General features: G+C 38.4%; 17 protein-coding genes. 10 read left to right on the plus strand and 7 right to left on the minus strand.

The annotated features are described in order from the left end of the window. The first annotated feature begins 48 nt into the window (after positions 1–48). The 9 genes from BLS33_RS00265 (at position 49) to BLS33_RS00305 (ending at position 7,014) form a co-directional block, all read left to right on the plus strand. Positions 49–2,376 (plus strand): ATP-dependent helicase, encoded by a 2,328-nt coding sequence (locus BLS33_RS00265; RefSeq protein WP_089884112.1) that lies wholly within the window; start codon positions 49–51, stop codon positions 2,374–2,376. Between the two features lie 37 nt (positions 2,377–2,413). Continuing rightward, entirely contained in the window at positions 2,414–2,986 is a 573-nt protein-coding gene (locus tag BLS33_RS00270; protein ID WP_089884113.1) for a Crp/Fnr family transcriptional regulator, read from the plus strand. A gap of 320 nt (positions 2,987–3,306) precedes the next feature. Next, entirely contained in the window at positions 3,307–3,555 is a 249-nt protein-coding gene (locus tag BLS33_RS00275) for a hypothetical protein (RefSeq protein ID WP_089884116.1), read from the plus strand. 72 nt (positions 3,556–3,627) lie between these two features. Further along, positions 3,628–4,008 (plus strand): VOC family protein, encoded by a 381-nt coding sequence (locus BLS33_RS00280; RefSeq protein WP_089886108.1) that lies wholly within the window; start codon positions 3,628–3,630, stop codon positions 4,006–4,008. 28 nt (positions 4,009–4,036) lie between these two features. After that, positions 4,037–4,471: a VOC family protein gene (locus tag BLS33_RS00285; protein ID WP_089884119.1), complete on the plus strand. Its 435-nt coding sequence runs from the start codon at positions 4,037–4,039 to the stop codon at positions 4,469–4,471. 13 nt (positions 4,472–4,484) lie between these two features. Further along, positions 4,485–4,769 carry a DUF6958 family protein gene (locus BLS33_RS00290; RefSeq protein WP_089884121.1) on the plus strand — a complete coding sequence of 95 codons (285 nt, stop codon included), beginning with the start codon at positions 4,485–4,487 and terminating at the stop codon, positions 4,767–4,769. Positions 4,770–4,790: 21 nt separating this feature from the next. Beyond that, positions 4,791–5,330 carry an SRPBCC family protein gene (locus BLS33_RS00295; RefSeq protein WP_089884123.1) on the plus strand — a complete coding sequence of 180 codons (540 nt, stop codon included), beginning with the start codon at positions 4,791–4,793 and terminating at the stop codon, positions 5,328–5,330. Between the two features lie 93 nt (positions 5,331–5,423). Beyond that, positions 5,424–6,104 (plus strand): hypothetical protein, encoded by a 681-nt coding sequence (locus BLS33_RS00300; RefSeq protein ID WP_089884125.1) that lies wholly within the window; start codon positions 5,424–5,426, stop codon positions 6,102–6,104. 289 nt (positions 6,105–6,393) lie between these two features. After that, complete coding sequence (locus tag BLS33_RS00305; protein ID WP_089884127.1) at positions 6,394–7,014, plus strand: L-threonylcarbamoyladenylate synthase; 621 nt, start codon at positions 6,394–6,396, stop codon at positions 7,012–7,014. 52 nt (positions 7,015–7,066) lie between these two features. Here the strand turns inward: BLS33_RS00305 and BLS33_RS00310 are convergent, their stop codons facing one another. The 4 genes from BLS33_RS00310 to BLS33_RS00325 all read right to left on the minus strand — a co-directional run bounded on the left by BLS33_RS00310 (position 7,067) and on the right by BLS33_RS00325 (position 12,389). Further along, positions 7,067–9,634: a zinc-dependent metalloprotease gene (locus BLS33_RS00310; protein ID WP_089884129.1), complete on the minus strand. Its 2,568-nt coding sequence runs from the start codon at positions 9,632–9,634 to the stop codon at positions 7,067–7,069. Positions 9,635–9,813: 179 nt separating this feature from the next. After that, positions 9,814–10,650 carry an OmpA/MotB family protein gene (locus BLS33_RS00315; RefSeq protein ID WP_089884131.1) on the minus strand — a complete coding sequence of 279 codons (837 nt, stop codon included), beginning with the start codon at positions 10,648–10,650 and terminating at the stop codon, positions 9,814–9,816. 100 nt (positions 10,651–10,750) lie between these two features. Then, positions 10,751–11,755, minus strand: coding sequence for a glycosyltransferase family 2 protein (locus BLS33_RS00320; RefSeq protein ID WP_089884133.1), 1,005 nt, complete (start codon positions 11,753–11,755; stop codon positions 10,751–10,753). 178 nt (positions 11,756–11,933) lie between these two features. Continuing rightward, positions 11,934–12,389, minus strand: a complete 456-nt coding sequence (locus tag BLS33_RS00325) for a type I restriction enzyme HsdR N-terminal domain-containing protein (protein ID WP_089884135.1) — start codon at positions 12,387–12,389, stop codon at positions 11,934–11,936. Positions 12,390–12,415: 26 nt separating this feature from the next. Here BLS33_RS00325 and holA point away from each other — a divergent pair, with 26 nt between their 5' ends. Beyond that, positions 12,416–13,417 carry a DNA polymerase III subunit delta gene (gene holA, locus BLS33_RS00330; RefSeq protein WP_089884138.1) on the plus strand — a complete coding sequence of 334 codons (1,002 nt, stop codon included), beginning with the start codon at positions 12,416–12,418 and terminating at the stop codon, positions 13,415–13,417. 2 nt (positions 13,418–13,419) lie between these two features. On the opposite strand, the gene BLS33_RS00335 is transcribed toward holA, so the two are convergent. The 3 genes from BLS33_RS00335 to BLS33_RS00345 all read right to left on the minus strand — a co-directional run bounded on the left by BLS33_RS00335 (position 13,420) and on the right by BLS33_RS00345 (position 18,599). Further along, entirely contained in the window at positions 13,420–13,797 is a 378-nt protein-coding gene (locus tag BLS33_RS00335; RefSeq protein ID WP_089884140.1) for a DoxX family protein, read from the minus strand. 37 nt (positions 13,798–13,834) lie between these two features. Next, the gene (locus tag BLS33_RS00340; protein WP_089884142.1) at positions 13,835–16,090 is read right to left on the minus strand and encodes an aminotransferase class III-fold pyridoxal phosphate-dependent enzyme; all 2,256 of its coding nucleotides are present in this window, start codon (positions 16,088–16,090) and stop codon (positions 13,835–13,837) included. A 97-nt stretch (positions 16,091–16,187) separates the two neighbouring features. Next, positions 16,188–18,599, minus strand: coding sequence for an alpha-ketoacid dehydrogenase subunit alpha/beta (locus BLS33_RS00345; RefSeq protein WP_089884145.1), 2,412 nt, complete (start codon positions 18,597–18,599; stop codon positions 16,188–16,190). Positions 18,600–18,627 lie beyond the last annotated feature (28 nt).

The following is an 18,627-nucleotide window of genomic DNA, read 5'->3' on the forward strand; positions in this document are numbered from 1 at the left end:
CATAACCCGAATTATGGCTAAATTCACAGTCCAAAAAAAACGAAGCGGTTGAAGAATTTTATAGATGAATTGAATGAGGCGCAAAAAGCTCCGGTCTTGCATAAAGATGGACCATTGATGGTTATCGCCGGTGCGGGGTCTGGAAAGACCCGAGTATTGACCTATCGCATTGCCCATTTGATGGCCCAAGGTGTAGATTCCTTTAATATACTGGCATTGACTTTTACCAATAAGGCTGCACGGGAAATGAAAAAACGTATTGCCGACATTGTGGGTAGTACAGAGGCAAAAAATCTGTGGATGGGTACTTTTCACTCCGTTTTCGCCAAATTGTTACGTTTCGATGGCGATAAGTTAGGGTATCCCAGTAATTTTACAATTTATGACACCCAAGATTCCCAACGCTTGATCGCTTCGATAATCAAGGAAATGGGGCTCGATAAGGATATTTATAAATACAAACAGGTACAAAATCGTATTTCTTCCTACAAGAATAGCCTTATTACGGTAAAGGCTTATATGAAAAACCCTGAGCTAGTTGAAGCCGATGCCATGGCCAAAAGACCGCGCATGGGAGATATTTATCAGAATTATGTAGACCGCTGTTTTAAGGCAGGGGCCATGGATTTTGATGACCTTTTGTTGCGAACGAACGAATTGCTGAATAGGTTTCCAGAGGTTTTGATGAAATATCAGGATCGGTTTCGTTATATATTGGTCGATGAGTACCAAGATACGAACCATTCACAATATTTGATTGTAAAAGCATTGGCAGATAGGTATCACAATATTTGCGTAGTGGGTGATGATGCCCAAAGTATTTACTCTTTTCGTGGAGCCAATATCAGTAATATTCTCAATTTTCAGCGTGATTATGAAAATGTAGGCATGTACCGTTTGGAACAGAACTATCGCTCTACCAAGAATATCGTTAATGCCGCCAATTCGATTATCGAAAAGAATAAGAACCAATTGGAAAAGGTCGTCTGGACAGACAATGATGAAGGCGCACCAATCAAAATACACCGTAGTGTTACCGATGCCGAAGAAGGTAGGTTTGTCGCTGGTTCGATTTTCGAGAATAGGATGCAGCTACAAATGCCGAACAATAATTTTGCCGTATTGTATCGTACGAATAGCCAATCAAGGGCTATTGAAGATGCGTTGCGCAAGAGAGACATTCCTTACCGTATTTACGGTGGGCTTTCTTTTTACCAACGAAAAGAAATCAAAGATGTACTATCGTATCTCCGTTTGGTAATCAATCCGAAAGATGAGGAAGCCTTAAAGCGAATTATCAATTTTCCCGCCCGTGGCATAGGTCAAACTACAATCGATAGACTTGTTGTTGCAGCAAATCATTACGGTCGTTCAATTTTTGAGGTAATGGAAAACCTCGACAAGATCAATTTGAAAATCAATTCGGGTACCAAGCGTAAATTGGAAGATTTTGTGACCATGATCAAGAGTTTTCAGATTATGAACGAAGGGACCGATGCGTTTACCTTGGCCGAGCACGTGGCAAAGAAGACAGGCATTCTTTTGGAGTTTAAAAAGGATGGTACCCCAGAAGGTATCGGTAAAATGGAAAACATTGAGGAACTGCTCAATGGTATCAAAGATTTTGTGGAAGGCCAAAAGGAATTGGCCGATGCTACGGGTGATATCGGAGAATTTATGGAAGATGTTGCCTTGGCAACCGATTTAGATAATGATACCGGTGATGATGACCGGGTTGCATTGATGACCATACATTTGGCTAAAGGATTGGAATTCCCCTATGTTTATATTGTCGGGATGGAGGAAGATTTGTTTCCCTCGGCTATGAGTATGAATACCCGAAGCGAATTGGAAGAGGAACGTAGGTTGTTTTATGTCGCATTGACGCGTGCCGAGAAACAGGCTTATTTGACCTATACCCAAAATCGGTACCGTTGGGGAAAACTCATCGACGCCGAACCAAGCCGTTTTTTAGAGGAGATCGATGAAAAATATATAGAAAACTTAACTCCCATCGAAAATACGTATCGGTATAAATCATTGATCGATACCGATATTTTTGGAGATGTGGACAAAAGTAAATTACGACAGAACAAACCTGTCAGCGCAACGCCTCCCAGTACACAAAAACCCAACCAAAACCAACTTCGTAAATTACGTAAGTTAAAACCTCAGTTAGCCGAACCCGTTGGCAACACAAATGCTGTCGACCCCAATCTTGGAGAAGGTTCGTTGGTCAACCATACCCGATTCGGTCGTGGAGAAGTTCTGAAGATAGAAGGTATTGGCAATGATAGGAAGGCCGAGATAAAGTTTGAGAAAGGGGATATTAAAAAATTATTATTGCGATTTGCTAAATTGGAGGTATTGGAGTAGTTTGTAAAAGGAAATAACGAGTTTATAAATAACCAAAATGAATTCCTTAGAACAAGTCTACAGGCATCCCCTGCTTTCCCAAGAAGATTTAAAAAACATCATCGATGTACACAAGCAGGTTACTTATACCAAGGGTGAATTTCTACTTCGCGAGGGTCAGATAGCTAACGAATATTTGATTATGGAAAGTGGATTGATGCGCTCCTTTGTCCATAATTTTGATGGCATCGACATTACCACCAATTTTTTCTCCGATTGTGATGTTGTTATAGAAGTTTCCTCACTTTTTCAACGTATACCAACAGCCGAGAACATTCAGGCATTGACCGACTGCGTGTGTTGGAAAATAGATTTTGATAGTTTTCAGAAGCTATTTCATGCTTTGGAAGGTTTTAGTGAATGGGGCCGTACTTGGATGTCGCAAAGCTTATTCGAGTGTAAACAACGATCTGTGTCCATAATCACTGATTCGGCCACACAGCGCTACCTCACCCTATTAGAAACTCGTCCGAAAGTAGTTCAACAAGCGCCACTAAAACATGTTGCGTCATATCTTGGAATAACGGATACTTCGCTGAGCAGAATACGAAAAGAAAGTGCTAAACTGTAATTATTATTTCTTGTCATAGGGCAAGAAATTCTCCCTCTTTATTCTTTATTTTTGATTGAAGCGCTAGCTGTGACGCCTATGCTTGTCATTCGTTGAAAATCAGCATGTAAAAAAAGCAAGGTGCTATTCTAGCGGTTTTTGTAGTTCTGAATCTTGGATTAGATGATTTTGAAAGCACAGTGGATAGGCTTATTCAGAAAAGAATTATTTACAAAGATTAAAAGGAGTTCAGGACTAATAAAATGGCGTTCCCCCTAATGAAAATTTGTTGGTAGCATGGCTTACATATCATTTTTATGGTATTCAATTGGTCTTAATACATGGTAGAAGTATATCGCACGAACATAAGAGACGAACGGCAGGCTGATTTTCTAGTAAAACGATTGCAAGAGAAATATCCGACTTATAAAATCAACTTCGATCTTGAAGACTGCGATAATATACTTCGGGTCGAGGGTAAAGAATTATCTGCACAAACTGAGCATATCTGTGGTATTCTCGAAGATTTTGGTTTTAAAGCCATCATCTTGGAGGATATACCTAACGAAGTAAGTAATGGAATTGAATAAGAGCAGTATTACCGATAATCTAAACCAATTATAGTTTATCATTTTTAATTTAAAAAGTCAAATACAATGGAAATGAAAAACCCGGTAGGATGGTTCGAAATCTATGTCGATGATATAAAACGGGCCCAGAAATTTTATGAAACAGTATTCCAATTAGCCCTAACAGAATTGCTGAGCCCCACTCCTGAAGAACCGCTTCAGATGTTGGCATTTCCTTCTGACATGAAAGAATTCGGATGCTCGGGAGCCTTAGTCTATATGGAAGGTTTTAAGTCTGGTGCCAACAGTACCATCGTTTATTTTTCTTGCGCCGACTGTAAAGTCGAGGAAGACAGGGTCGTGGGAGCCAATGGAACTATTTTTAAACCCAAAATGGCTATAGGCGAATATGGCTTTGTCAGTTTAGTCGTCGATACCGAAGGAAACATGATTGGGCTCCATTCCTTAAAATAAACAAACTTTTAAATTTAATATTAGAACTATGGCAACAATTAATCCTTACCTAACATTTTTAGGCAACTGCGAAGAAGCATTTACTTACTATAAATCCATCTTTGGCGGAGAATTCGATTATGTAGGCCGATTTTCCGAAATGCCTGAAGATCCGAATTATACCTTATCTGAAGAGGATAAACAGAAAATCATGCACATGTCGTTGCCTATTAGCAAAGAAACTCGTTTAATGGGAAGTGATACCGCTGGGGAATGGGCAGGCAAAACTATTGTAGGAAACAATATATCCATTTCTATAACCGCACAGACAAAGGCCGAAGCTGATCAACTGTTCAATAATCTATCGCAAGGAGGAAGAATAACAATGCCCATTGGTGAAACTTTTTGGGGTGATTATTTTGGTATGTGTACCGATAAGTTCGATGTCAATTGGATGGTAAGCTTTAATCCAGACCAGAAATAAAGAACGACGTATTATGACCAATGATGATAAAATCATGACCCTCCATCCGCAAGGCAAAACGGGAGTTAATATTTTGAAGAGAAGGTATGACATAATCAGGAATTTTATAATTGATACTATAAAAAATCATACCGAAATCACATATCAAAATCTGACCGATCTGGCCGTTGAAAAGCTATCGAATTCTTTCGATGGAAAGGTCGTCTGGTATATCGTAACCGTCAAATTAGATTTAGAAGCACGAAATATAATTGAACGAATTCCAAAAACGAGTCCGCATAAATTGAGATTGAAATAAATAAATATAAAAACCAACGTCATGAAATACCTGAAAAAAATATTGATTGTAATCGCAATTATCATTGCGATACCCATGATTTTGGCTTTGTTTACAAAAAAGGAATATGCAGTTGAAGAAGAAATTGCAATAAATAAGCCTAAGCAAGAGGTTTTCGAGTATATCAAGTATTTAAAAAATCAAAACGAATATAGCAAATGGGCGACAATGGATCCTGAAATGGAAAAATCGTTTCGGGGAACCGATGGCACTGTTGGGTTTGTATCTGCCTGGAAAAGCGATAATAAGGATGTAGGCTCTGGTGAGCAAGAAATTCTTAAAATTGATGATGGAGAACGTATCGACTTTGAACTGCGCTTTTTTGAACCTTTCGAATCCACCGAATCGGCCTATATGACAACCCAAAGTCTATCGGATAATCAAACCAAAGTCAAATGGGGTTTTAAGGGGCATATGGATTACCCGATGAACCTGATGTTACTTTTTATGGACTTTGAAGGAATAATAGGAAACGATTTGGCCACCGGATTGCAGAACTTAAAGAGAAAGCTGGAAGAGTAGAAAAGTGGGGGCAATACCTCATTTTATAACTTTTGAATAGATAGTATACGTTCCATCCATTTAATGCTACTCTATTATTAATCCAATAAATTGATGCTCGAACTTCCTTTTTATATTTATTTCATCTTTTCAGTAGCAGTGTTTTTTACTTTTATGGTATTTCTTAGCGCTGCAAATTATGGTAGAAATGTCTTAATTGTAGTTTTCTCTTGGGTAATGATACAAGGACTTTTGGCCTATTTTGGATATTATTCGGATATCAGTAAAGAGCCCGCTAAATTCCTTTTAGGCGTTCCGCCAACACTGCTGTGCATTATAGTTTTATTTCTTTCAAAAAAGGGAAGATTATGGATAAACACGTTGAACTTAAAAACACTGACTTTGGTGCATATTGTACGTATTCCTGTGGAAATCGTGTTGTATTGGCTGTTTCTGTTTGAGAAGGTTCCTGAATTGATGACCTTTGAGGGCCGTAACTTCGATATTTTGGCTGGGTTGACGGCACCGATCATTTATTATTTTGGTTTTGTAAAGAAGAAGTTAGATAGAAAGTTTATTGTTATTTGGAACGGATTAGGTTTGCTATTATTAATGAACATTGTTATCAATGCTATTCTATCGGCACCGCTACCTTTTCAACAATTTGCTTTCGACCAGCCTAATATCGCTATTTTCTACTTTCCTTTTATTTGGTCGCCAATTTTTATAGTCCCCGTAGTTCTTTTTGCCCACATGGTAGCTATTCAACGGTTTTTTAAAAAAGAATTATGGTAATCATTACGAGAACGATTTTAAAAAATCAGTTTGCTTAGAATTGTAGGGGGTCACGTTCCCGATAGCTATAACTTTATCTGCTATTTTGTTCGATGGGATTTTGCTATATTTCTTCTTTTAACTGCAAGAATGACGACATAGGATAGAACGATGATTTTTGAACACACCGTATCAAAAAATTACATTATTTTTATAAAAGGTTAGAAGGCTTGAGAGTCATTAACCATTATCGGTTTAAGAGATACTTATTAACTGGTATGAATTAAACCACATTTTTGTTGGTAATCAAATGGCAGAATTAATTAAGATATACGAAGAGAACCCTAATCCAAAGGAAATTGCTAGGGTAGTTAAGGTTCTACGAAAAGGGGGGCTGATAATTTATCCTACCGATACGGTGTACGGACTTGGTTGTGATATTACCAATTCTAGGGCACTCGAGCGAATAGCACGGATAAAAGGGGTTAAGCTTGCTAAGGCGAATTGGTCGTTTATTTGTGCTGATTTAAGTAACCTTTCCGATTACGTACGTCAAATTGAGACTTCAACGTTCAAAGTATTAAAGCGGGCATTACCTGGGCCGTACACCTTTATTCTACCCGGAAACAATAATCTTCCGAAAGACTTCAAGAAGAAGAAAACCGTAGGGATTAGAGTACCTGACAATGCGATTGCCAAGGCGCTGGTCGAAGCTTTGGGTAATCCGATAGTTTCAACTTCTATTCGTGATGAAGATGATTTATTGGAATATACCACGGACCCCGAATTGATTTTTGAAAAATGGGAGAACCTTGTCGATGTCGTAATCGATGGCGGATATGGCGATAACGTAGCTTCTACGATAATCGATTTATCTGGAGACGAGCCAATTGTTGTTCGGGAAGGAAAAGGGAGCTTAGATATCTTATAAATACTTCCGTAGCTGTAATTAATTTTCTTGGATTACCACAACGTAGGAAGGTTTATTCATTCTCTTCCGCTTTTATCGAAATATCTGGGTTTGCGGGTATATAGAAGTTCGGAGGGTCTTTTAATTCTCCAATAACCTCATCAATTTCCCTTTTAAGGTATTGCAAGTGTGCTTTCGTCATTCTATGCGTTATGACGGGAATCGTTCCTTTTATTTTGCGTTGCAATGAGGTCAAGTTATCCAAAGCAAGGGAACGAACATCAGTGTTCGAAGTATATCCCTCTGAAAGTTTTGCTAAAATACCTTCGACTATGCCTTCGGCTTCACTAGGCTTGTAAAGAGTAATCATATGGGCCACATATGCCTTTTGTATTTTTCTCTGGTAGGCGGTTGTTGAATAGAATACGTTCATATCGCCCCAAATTAATTGATTTAAGTCATCTAGATACTCCTCTGGGGCATATGTATCTTCATTGGTATACCGTTCTGCAATAAATGTCATTCGACTCATTCTACTACCTCCGATAAGATTGAGCAGAACGCTTTCCATTGTTTTGGTAATCGATTCCTTTGATTGAGGAGAAGTGGTTTTATTAAGTATTTCGTTGTTTATCAACCACTTGGGTTCCTTTAAAATGTTGTTGTTCAAGAAAACCAGAGCTTCCTTTTGCACACTTTTGGGAACGGGACAGTATACTTCACCTTGCTCCCCGACAGTTTTGGGAGTAACGTATATACCACCAATATTTTTTGACACATGAAAAAGGTAATTCTCATATTGTTTAATAAGGCTTTGGTATACTTGGTCTAGACTAGAATAATCATCACTGCTCCTGTTTTTCGTCCATTCGGTCAAGTGCGGCACAATACGCTGCAGGTTCATAATTCCATAAGTACTGGCCACCATTGCATTGTCTCCAAGATCTTCACTTTGCGATCTGGGGTCAAAATCACGCCCTTCGCCACCAAACCATAAACGAGGATTGTTAGAAACACTGTCTACAACCCATTGATTTAATAATTCCTTTTCAGTTTGACTGGAGATACCTTCAGGGATTTTACCGTAACCCCATTGTATGGCCCATTTGTCATAGTCACCAATTCTAGGCATCAAATCTTGTGATGGAATACTATCTTCAGGCTGTGCTACATAATTAAAACGAGCATAGTCCATAATCGAACTGGTGTGACCATTTTTTCGCAACCACTCCGCATCGCGCAGTTTCTCTACCGGTGTAGCATAGCTGGCTCCCATATTATGGCGAAGGCCTAAAGTGTGACCGACTTCATGCGAGGCTACAAACCGTATTAATTCTCCCATTAGCTCAGAGTCAAATTCCATATTCTGAGCTCTTGGGTCAACAGCACCGGCTTGAACCAGATACCAATTATGCAACAAGTTCATTAGATTATGATACCATCCGATATGGCTTTCCAGAATTTCACCACTTCTTGGGTCAACAATGTTGGGCCCATATGCATTTTTAAAAGGAGAGGCAAAGTAGCGTAAGACCGAAAACCTCGAATCTTCCAAGCTCATTGAGGCATCGTCTTTGGGCCATTCTTTACCGACTATCGCATTTTTAAAACCGGCTTGTTCGAATGCTTGTTGCCAATCGTTGATTCCCTGAATTAGATAACGTCTCCATTTTTTCGGTGTAGCGGGGTCTAAATAGAAAACAATTGGTTTCTTCGGAGTTACCAATTCCCCATTTTTCCACTGCTCCATATCCTCAGCTTTGGGTTCTAACCGCCATCTGTGAATATAGGTGTTGCGATCGACCTGCTGCTGGTCGTCCTCGTACTCCAAATAAGAACTTGCAAAATATCCAACACGGGGATCGTACATTCTTTTTTTCATTGGTTTCTTTGGAAGCATTATAAACGAGTTGTTGATTTCCAAAGTAACGACTCCTGATAAAATTGCAGCGGGAAGTTCTTTTTTCCTGTTTCCCTTACTTGCTTTTGCCTTATAGGTTTTGACCGTTTGTACTTCTGTATTTAAAGGGAAAGAAGAAATCCCTAGAATATAGGATTTGTCTTTTTCAATGCTAGAAAGTCCGTAAGAGTCTTTTTGTGGACTACTTAAAGCCAATAAGGTATTTTCACTGTTCAAGAAATCAGTGACTTCGATAACGGACGAATTTTCATCTTCGTTTCTAGTAGCAATTTCAAAGGATTCAAGAATAGGGGTAACGTTTGAATTGTTTACCGCTTGAGAAATTTCGTTGTCTTCACTGGCCATGCTTACCAAAGTGGAGACACGCAGAAAAATTTTGTTTTGAGGTCCTTTTTCGAAGATAATAGTCTTTTCGCCAATTTCTTCGCCACCATAATTTCGAGAACCGGCGGGAGTTTTTATAAATCGGGTTACTACTAAGATTTCACGATTTAATATACTATCGGAAATCTCAAAAAAATACTTGTCATTCACATTATGAACCGAAAAAAGCCCTTTTTGGGAAATGGCTTCCTTAGGTATGATTTTGTCGTATGACTTGGCCTTCGAAGTTTCTAGGGTCAGGTTTGCAGGTTTAGAACTAGAGCCATTTATAGATCCTACGACACCGCAGGAACTAACAAGTAATAATGCCCCAATTATTCCAACAAACAACCTCATAATTTAATCAACGTTTTATTCGAAAATATAGTATTTCTTTTTCTGTTATCTTCTGTCACATGAAAATTGTGTTAGAATATAGCTATCATAATGGTACTTTATATTTTAGATGAAACAAAATTTTTGTACAAAAAAACCGCAATGTGGTGGTTGCGGTTTTTCTGGATGTTAAATTTTGTTTAGTTAATCTTAGGGTCTTTCATACCTTCTTCGATCATACTATAGAATTGATCTATTTTCGGAAGAACTACGATTCTGGTTCTTCTGTTCTTAGATTTTTCAGTCTGGGAAACAGGAATGAACTCAGCTCTACCGGCAGCCGTCATACGCTTTGGATCAACATTATAGTCATTTTGTAGAATACGTACTACAGCAGTAGCTCGTTTAACACTCAAATCCCAGTTATCCAATAAAACACCGCTTCTGTAGGGCACATCATCCGTATGGCCTTCGACCATAAATTCAAAATCGGGCTTGTTGTTGACTACTTGTGCAACTTTTCCTAAAACTTCCTTAGCACGACTCGTTACATTGTAACTACCGCTGCTAAACAAAAGTTTGTCTGAAATTGAAACAAAAACAACACCTTTTTCAACACTGATTTCGATATCCTCATCATCAAGATTGCCCAAAACACCTTTTAAACTCTGAACTAGCGCTAAGTTGACAGAATCTCTACGTGTAATTGCATCTTGCAATTTTCTTATAGTAAGATCTTTCTCTTGAAGGCTTTCCAAAGATTTCTCCAAGTTTTCGGCTCCCTTTGTTGTTAAGGTAGTAAGGTTACCCATGTTATTTATCAATTCTTGATTATTTGCTTTTAAAAAGGCAATTTGATCTTCTAAAGTTTTCAAACGCGTATTCTCCTCCAAACAATCATTTAATTTGACAGTGGCGGAATTCAATAAATCCTGTGACTCTTTATGCTTCGCTTCTAGGTCAGCAAATTTCTTTTGCGAAACACATGAAGAAAGTAATAATGTCACTCCTAAGCATCCTAAAAATATTTTTCTCATAATAATAATTCTGGTATTAATTGTTTTTACTTGATTTTGAAGCTTGTTGATTTGTGCCGTAAAATTATATAAAATGACAGGCCATAAACATGCAAATTAGTTAATCTTTTACTAAAATGTTAAATTTATTTATATGATTTACGAAATAAGACCATACTATGGATTTTGTAACATAGTACTTTAATATAAAATTGGCTTTTTCACGCTTTTTGTACATTCTTCTAAAATTTTTATAAAAGCTAAGATGCGCACGTAAAATGGCTATACAATGATTGAATTTAAGTTGAAAAAGAAATCGTAGTGCAGCCACCCCATCTAGCAATAATCGTATGGCTATTATTAGAAAAGCTTTGCGCCTAGGCAAGTTTTTAGTTATAGAAAACAATGAATTCCTAAAATTTAAAAAAGTTTTTTTCGGATTCATATTGCTAAGCGTCGAACCTCCCAAATGATATACCTTGGAAGTACCGACATAATAAACCTTATGGCCTTCATTTTTAGCGCGCCAGCATAAATCAACTTCCTCCTGATGGGCAAAGTAATCTTCATCAAAACCGTTCAAGCTTTTAAAAACGCTACTTTTTATAAACATACAAGCGCCGGTAGCCCAAAAAATCTCTCGAATGTCATCGTATTGCCCTGAATCTTGTTCCAAGGCTTGAAAAATACGCCCACGACAAAAAGGATATCCCAACTGGTCTAGAAATCCACCTGCGGCACCCGCATATTCAAAGTAATCTGGTCGCATCAGGTCTAGGATCTTCGGTTGAACAATTGCTGCATCGGGTAATTGTTGAAATGCTTTTTTAATGGGGTCCAACCAGTTTTCTGGTACTTCGACATCAGAATTTAATAAGCACAAAATGTCGGCTTCCACTTGTTTTAGAGCTTCGTTATAACCTTGGGCGAAACCCCCATTGGTAGCGTTTTGAATAATCTTGACCGATGGATAGTTTTTCCTTACAAATTCAACAGAGCTATCTGTAGATGCGTTATCTGCCAAATATATATCGGCGTCACCAGAATATTCGACTACCGAGGGAAGGTACCTTTCCAAAAGTACCTCCCCATTCCAATTAAGTATAACAATAGCTATTTCTGACATAGAAGTACACCGTCTTCTTTCCGGCTTTTCGAGCTCTTAATTTTTAAAGTCGACAAAGTAATGAAATAATTTAGAATAGATCGTTGCCGTTGTGATATGAATTATAAATCAACTTAGTTTCTAATCCTGTATTTTAAGTCGCTTGATCGAAAAGTAAGTAAGCACTGATTTGAAAACCTTAGCGTACTCGACGCTTATAGTCTGGTATTTGCCTTAAAAACGTATATTTTTTGTGGGTAGCATCTATTTCACAATAAAAATTTTGAAGTCCGTTGGTCACCATAAGGTAGTTGGCATTCAATTTTAGATTATACTGGGCAATTTGATCAAAAACATTTTGTGTAACCTGTATTGACGGAGCTTTACATTCAACCAAAATATCAATACTACCATCAGATTTGAATACGACAATATCATATCTTTTTATCAACCCATTAAAAGTCAGCTGTTTTTCGACGTTAATTAAACTCTTCGGATAATTCTTGTCAAATAGCAAGTAATGTAATACATGTTGTCTTACCCATTCTTCGGGTTGCAGCACCACAAACTTTTTACGTATAAGGTCAAAGATGTAGGTCTTATTTTCGCTATTTTTGAAACGAAATTGATAAACTGGAAAATTAAGGGGCCCCATGCCGCAAATTTGAGGATTTTTTTTTGATGGATGAAGTAGGAAAAATATTAATTGACATTAAAAATGGGAATACAAAGCCCGTTTATTTCTTATGCGGAGAAGAAACTTTCTATGTCGATGAAATTACCAGACATATTGAAAAAGAAGTTTTAACCGAAGAGGAGCGGGGTTTTAATCAGGTGGTTCTGTATGGCAAAGATGTTACCATTGATGATATTATAGGCAACGCCAAGCGTTATCCCATGATGTCGGAAAAACAAGTGGTTATCGTTAAGGAAGCGCAACATTTGTCACGAACTATAGAAAATTTAACCTCTTATTGCGAAAATCCGCAACCTAGCACTGTATTGGTTATCTGCTACAAATACAAGAAACTCGATAAGCGAAAGAAACTGCACAAGGTTATAAATAAAATTGGCGTTGTATTCGAAGGGAAGAAATTATACGATAACCAAGTTGCAGATTGGATTCGGAAAAATTTAAAATCAAAAGGTTTTACCATATCCCATAAAGCAACGGTATTATTAGTAGAATTTTTGGGTACCGATTTAAGTAAAATTGACAACGAATTAAAAAAATTACAACTTGTACTCCCTAAAGAATCTGAAATAACCCCAGAGGATATAGAACAACATATTGGTATCAGTAAAGACTATAACAATTTTGAACTTAAAAAGGCTATTGGAGAAAAAGACATTTTAAAGGCCACGAAAATCATCAATTATTTTAGCCAGAACCCAAAAGATAACCCATTTGTTTTAACGGTTACTTTACTTCATTCTTTCTTTTCTCAATTGCTGCAATACCATGGGCTAAACGACCATTCTCCTAAAAATGTAGCTAGTGCACTTCGAATCAACCCCTATTTTGTAGATGAATTCCATACCGCGGCCCGTAATTATCCAATGAAAAAGGTCAGCAATGTTGTTGCAAGTCTACGAGAAATGGATCTGAAAGGGAAGGGAGTAGGAGCCAATGGCATCTCGCAGGCCGATTTGCTTAAAGAGCTATTAGTTAAAATAATTTGATATTATTTTCTGTCCACACTGTACCTACCAGGTCCTAATAGCATAATTACAATAAAAAAGGTCAAAAACAATAATGCCTTTTCCTTTGTTCCTATAGGGTCTGATGCATGAACTATAAAAGTGGCGACCAACATTGTAATTGCCGGGGGAACCGCTGTCCATCTTGTTTTATAACCTATAATGATAAGGACCGGACATACAACTTCTCCTATTACGGCCAAGAATAAAGAGGGTGCCGCACCAATACCTATGGGGTCACCAAATTCAAAGTTTCCGGCGATTAAGTTTTGAAACTTGGGAATACCATGGGTCATCAATAATAGCGATGGCGCAATCCGTAATATCGCTAGTCCAATGTCTTTTAAGAGGGAATTTCTCATAAAGGGGGTTATTTGTTAATTAAAGTAGTAAAAGTATCTAAATTTTTAATAAATATTCAAGTATTGTCTGCATCTTATCAATTAAAATATCAGAATCGTTTTTTGAAAAATAAAGGGGTGGTTTAATTTTCAGTACATTGTTGTAAGGTCCATCTGTACCAATCAAGATATTTTTCTCACGGAGGTGATTTTTGACCTCGTTGGCCAATTTGGTATTTGGCTTTCCTTCTTTATCCAGCATTTCTACTCCTAGAAAGAGTCCACTGCCCCTTACATCGGCAATTTCCTGATAAATGTTTCCCAATTGTTTCAGTCGATCCTTCAAATAATCACCTACTTTTTTGGCATGATTTTGCAAATTCTCCTCTTCAATAACTTCGAGTACAGCTTTTCCTATTGCACACGAAACCGGGTTTCCACCAAAAGAACTAAAAAACTCCATTCCGTTGTCAAAACTTTCGGCAATTGCAGTTGTAGTAACAACGGCACCGATCGGATGCCCGTTGCCCATCGGTTTACCAAGAATTACCATATCAGGTATCACATTGTACATTTCATAGCCCCAAAAAGCATCACCCAAACGACCGAAACCCACTTGAACCTCGTCACTAATGCATATCCCACCTTGTTCACGTATAAGCGTATATACCCCTTTCAAATATCCTTTGGCTAGGGGTACTTGACCTCCACAACCTATCATGGGCTCCGCAATATATGCGGCTATTTCCCTGTTATTTTGTTCAATTATGCTCTGGACTTTTCCGGTAAAATAAGTACCGGCCGTGCCATCATCGTCAAAACCCGACCCAAAGACTTTGGGCATAGGAGTTTCAATAACATAGTTCTGTTTGCCAGCCCCACCTTTGTGGTGGTACTTGTAATGGCTGATATCTATACCCATTCTTGTATTGCCATGATACCCATGCTCCACAACCATAATTTTATTTCTTTTAGTGTGTGCTGTTGCTAATCTGATGGCCAAGTCACTGGCCGCGCTACCGGAGTTCACAAAGAAAATTTTGTTCAGATGTGACGGAAACTTGGCTAACAGTTTTTCACTATAGCTCAAAAGTTCGTCATATACATAACGGGTATTGGTGTTTAGTCTTGCCATGGTACGCTGGCCGGCTCTTACTACTTTGGGGTGGCAATGACCCGTTAACATTATATTGTTATAGGCATCGAGAATGGTATGGCCTTGGGTATCATACATGTATTGAAATGCGGAACGGTGCATTTGAATAGGCTTATCGTAGCTCAACGACAAAGCGCCGCTAAAATGTTCTTGTCTTCGCTTCAATTGCTTTTTCAGCGGCGGTGCTTGTTTAGAGGAAAACCCTACAGCATTACGAAAATAGGTTGTCGCATAAATTGGGCTAATGGATAACCATTTATGAAGCAATGACCATGCTGGTCTTTCGCTTACCGTAATGTATTCGGAATTTGGTTTTACCGTTTTTGTGTAAGCTGAATTGCACACACTTATACATAGTCGTGCTGCCACCAAATAATATATGACTTCCACTTCCCGCTCTTCCAAAGGAAGAATTTCGTGATACGCCTTTATTATATTTTCCGCGACTTTTAAAGGTTCTTCTTTGTCCATCATCACATAGGTTATCGCTACAACCAACTCGTTTATTAACCAAGAATGGCACATGTCACCGAAATCTATGATTCCTGATAGGTGTCCATCATTTGTCAAAACGTTCCAATCATTGGCATCGTTATGAATGATGCTTTTTCTTAGAAGATGTTGTACAGGACGGATGTTTTCGTCATACTGTAGAAAAAAATAATCCACCAAACTCTTGTCTTGACGGTCTGGAATATACTTCAAATAGGAATAGTTCGTAGAAAAATGTTGAAGATCCCATTGCGTTTCCTTTGCTTTTAATGCGGGATTATAGGTATTTAAAAGCGCCTTGTCCATCTGGCCCAAGAAGTGACCAAAAGAGCTTAAAAGGGTAGGAGTGTGTTCAACATCGCCGAGAAAATTACCTTTAACAAAGGATAATAATCTGAAAATGGAATCATTCTCAATAATTAAAAACTCATTTTCATTGGAGGCGATGGGTGTGGGGAAATCATAATCCTTTTGAGAACCTAAGCGCTCAAGAATTTTATTTTCTGAACGCAGAAGTTCTAGAACCTCGTGGTTAAACGTATACTTTTTAAGAACAAATAAACCTTTGACACATTCAATCTTGTAATTTATACTTTCATATCCTTCTAAATGGGTAATAGAAGCTGTGTCTATGGAAAAGTGCTTTTTTAATATTGCATTGATCATCCCCTGTTTATTGAGCCGTTTTCATCTCAAATATAGAGCAATTTTATGGGTGTGGCGCCACCTTAAAACAGGGTGTTTGGAAAATTTTAATTAGTAGTTATCTAAGTTTAGGATAATCGGAAGGATTGGCTTCGTGGATTATGGCATACACTTTTTCGAAGATATCTTCGGCATTGGGCTTTGAGAAATAATCACCGTCAGTGCCATATGCTGGTCTATGTGCTTTCGCGGTCAAGGTTTGCGGTGCACTGTCAAGGTATTGGTACCCCCCCTGTTTTTCTAAAATTTCATTGGTCAAATAAGCGGAGCACCCTCCTGGCACATCTTCATCGATAACCAGCAATCTGTTTGTTTTCTTTAAACTTTTTACGGTATCTCCATTGATATCGAATGGCAATAGGGTCTGTGCATCGATCACTTCTGCATCGATACCTACTTCAAGCAGCTCTTTGGCCACCTGCATTACGATTCTTAGGGTAGATCCATAGGAAACTAATGTTATATCACTACCGACTTTTAATGTTTCTACCACGCCAATGGGTGTATAGTATTCTCCAAGGTTATTCGGCTTTGGTTCTTTCAGGCGGTAACCGTTTAAACTTTCAATGACCAATGCTGGTTCATCGCTTTTCATTAGCGTATTATAAAAACCGGCAGCTTGAGTCATATTTCGAGGTGATAAGATATATATACCCCTTAAAATGTGAATAAGGCTGCCCATGGGCGATCCTGAATGCCAAATACCTTCCAGTCGGTGACCCCTTGTACGTATTATTAATGGCGCTTTTTGCTTTCCTACAGTTCTATATCGTAAGCAAGCCAGGTCATCTGTCAAAGTGGCCATAGCATAGAAAATGTAATCGAGATACTGAATTTCCGCGATGGGGCGAAGTCCGCGCAAAGCCATACCAATACCCTGACCTATAATTGTTGTTTCACGAATACCGGTATCAGCCACACGATGTTTCCCGTACTTTTTTTGAAGCCCTTCCAGCCCTTGATTTACATCGCCGATTGCTCCGGTATCTTCCCCAAATACAAGCATTTCAGGGTATTTGGCGAACAACTTATCAAAATTATCACGTATGATAATTCGACCGTCGACATTGGGTGCATTAGGGTCATAAGATGGTTCGACAGGGATAATAGCTGTCGCCCTATTTGATTCCTCACTGTATAGATTTGAACTATAACGTGGTTGAGTCTCCGCTATAAACTGGTCTGCCCATCTCATCAATTCTTGCTTTTCAGGGGAATCGTTGCCAAGCAAGTATCGTAGCGTCTTTCGTGCAGCAACCAATAGGTCTTTTTTAATAGGTTCATCTATGGCAATGAGATCGTTTTTGATTTTTGTTATAAACCTTTTGTTCGAACTCTTTTCGGAAACCTTGCCTAAAAGACCAACCAGTATTTTTTTCTTGGCCTTATGTGGTTCTAAATATTCTGACCAAGCTTCTTTCTTTGCCGATCTTACTTTTTTGTTAATCTCTTTCTCTATGCTGTTCAATATTTCTTCTGTGGCAATTCCCGCCTCAAGTATCCACTCTTTGAAGCGTTGATTACAATCATTTTCTTTTTCCCAGTGTAATCTGTCCTCACTTTTATAGCGTTCGTGCGAACCTGAGGTCGAATGGCCTTGAGGTTGTGTAAGTTCGGTTACGTGGATAATGACGGGTACATGTTCTTCCCTTGCAATATCGGAAGCATTGTCATAAGCATGCATTAAAGCCGTATAATCCCAACCTTTAACTTTTAACAACTCATAACCCAATTGTTCGTCATCGCGTCGAAATCCGCTGAGTATTTCAGAAATATCCTCTTTTGTTGTGTGGTATTTAGCGGGAACAGAGATGCCATAGGCATCATCCCAAATACTGATGACCATGGGCACTTGAAGAACGCCCCCCGCATTTATAGTTTCTAAGAACATTCCTTCACTGGTACTCGCATTCCCAATGGTGCCCCAAGCGACTTCATTTCCATTTTTAGAGAATTTAGAACTGTCTACCTCTTTTAAATTACGATATACTTTTGAAGCCTGAGCCAAACCCAATAATCGGGGCATCTGCCCGGCCGTACATGAAATATCGGCGCTACTATTTTTCTGTTTGGTCAAATCTTTCCAACTACCATCTTCATTAAGGCTATAAGTCAAAAAATGACCGCCCATTTGCCTTCCGGCGCTCATAGGTTCCTTTTCTATTTCGGTAGTGGCATACAAGCCATGGAAAAACTGTTTTGGTGTTAATAGGCCCAAGGCCATCATAAAGGTTTGATCTCGATAATAACCGCTTCTAAAATCACCATCTCGAAATGATCGGGCCATTGCCAATTGCGGAAGCTCTTTTCCATCACCGAAAATTCCAAACTTTGCTTTTCCCGTAAGCACTTCTTTTCTGCCTAAGAGACTACAGGTGCGGCTAAGTACCGCAGTCTCATAGTCTTGCATTATTTGGGTTCTGAAATCCTCAAAAGAAATATCATTACTAGTTTTGGAAGATATGTCCATACTTTACGATAATGGTTACAAAAAATCT

The sequence above is a fragment of the Kriegella aquimaris genome (assembly GCF_900103215.1).
Taxonomy (GTDB): Bacteria; Bacteroidota; Bacteroidia; order Flavobacteriales; family Flavobacteriaceae; genus Kriegella; species Kriegella aquimaris.

What these genes read in the sequence shown, in the direction of transcription:
- BLS33_RS00335 (WP_089884140.1), bottom strand. Translation starts at nt 13,797, where the DNA reads ATGAGAAATTCCCTCTTAAAAGACATTGGACTAGCGATATTACGGATT.
- BLS33_RS00280 (WP_089886108.1), top strand. Translation starts at nt 3,628, where the DNA reads ATGAAAAACCCGGTAGGATGGTTCGAAATCTATGTCGATGATATAAAA.
- BLS33_RS00325 (WP_089884135.1), bottom strand. Translation starts at nt 12,389, where the DNA reads ATGGGGCCCCTTAATTTTCCAGTTTATCAATTTCGTTTCAAAAATAGC.
- BLS33_RS00340 (WP_089884142.1), bottom strand. Translation starts at nt 16,090, where the DNA reads ATGATCAATGCAATATTAAAAAAGCACTTTTCCATAGACACAGCTTCT.
- BLS33_RS00320 (WP_089884133.1), bottom strand. Translation starts at nt 11,755, where the DNA reads ATGTCAGAAATAGCTATTGTTATACTTAATTGGAATGGGGAGGTACTT.
- BLS33_RS00270 (WP_089884113.1), top strand. Translation starts at nt 2,414, where the DNA reads ATGAATTCCTTAGAACAAGTCTACAGGCATCCCCTGCTTTCCCAAGAA.
- holA (WP_089884138.1), top strand. Translation starts at nt 12,416, where the DNA reads ATGGATGAAGTAGGAAAAATATTAATTGACATTAAAAATGGGAATACA.
- BLS33_RS00290 (WP_089884121.1), top strand. Translation starts at nt 4,485, where the DNA reads ATGACCAATGATGATAAAATCATGACCCTCCATCCGCAAGGCAAAACG.
- BLS33_RS00315 (WP_089884131.1), bottom strand. Translation starts at nt 10,650, where the DNA reads ATGAGAAAAATATTTTTAGGATGCTTAGGAGTGACATTATTACTTTCT.
- BLS33_RS00285 (WP_089884119.1), top strand. Translation starts at nt 4,037, where the DNA reads ATGGCAACAATTAATCCTTACCTAACATTTTTAGGCAACTGCGAAGAA.
- BLS33_RS00295 (WP_089884123.1), top strand. Translation starts at nt 4,791, where the DNA reads ATGAAATACCTGAAAAAAATATTGATTGTAATCGCAATTATCATTGCG.
- BLS33_RS00310 (WP_089884129.1), bottom strand. Translation starts at nt 9,634, where the DNA reads ATGAGGTTGTTTGTTGGAATAATTGGGGCATTATTACTTGTTAGTTCC.
- BLS33_RS00305 (WP_089884127.1), top strand. Translation starts at nt 6,394, where the DNA reads ATGGCAGAATTAATTAAGATATACGAAGAGAACCCTAATCCAAAGGAA.
- BLS33_RS00345 (WP_089884145.1), bottom strand. Translation starts at nt 18,599, where the DNA reads ATGGACATATCTTCCAAAACTAGTAATGATATTTCTTTTGAGGATTTC.
- BLS33_RS00275 (WP_089884116.1), top strand. Translation starts at nt 3,307, where the DNA reads ATGGTAGAAGTATATCGCACGAACATAAGAGACGAACGGCAGGCTGAT.
- BLS33_RS00300 (WP_089884125.1), top strand. Translation starts at nt 5,424, where the DNA reads ATGCTCGAACTTCCTTTTTATATTTATTTCATCTTTTCAGTAGCAGTG.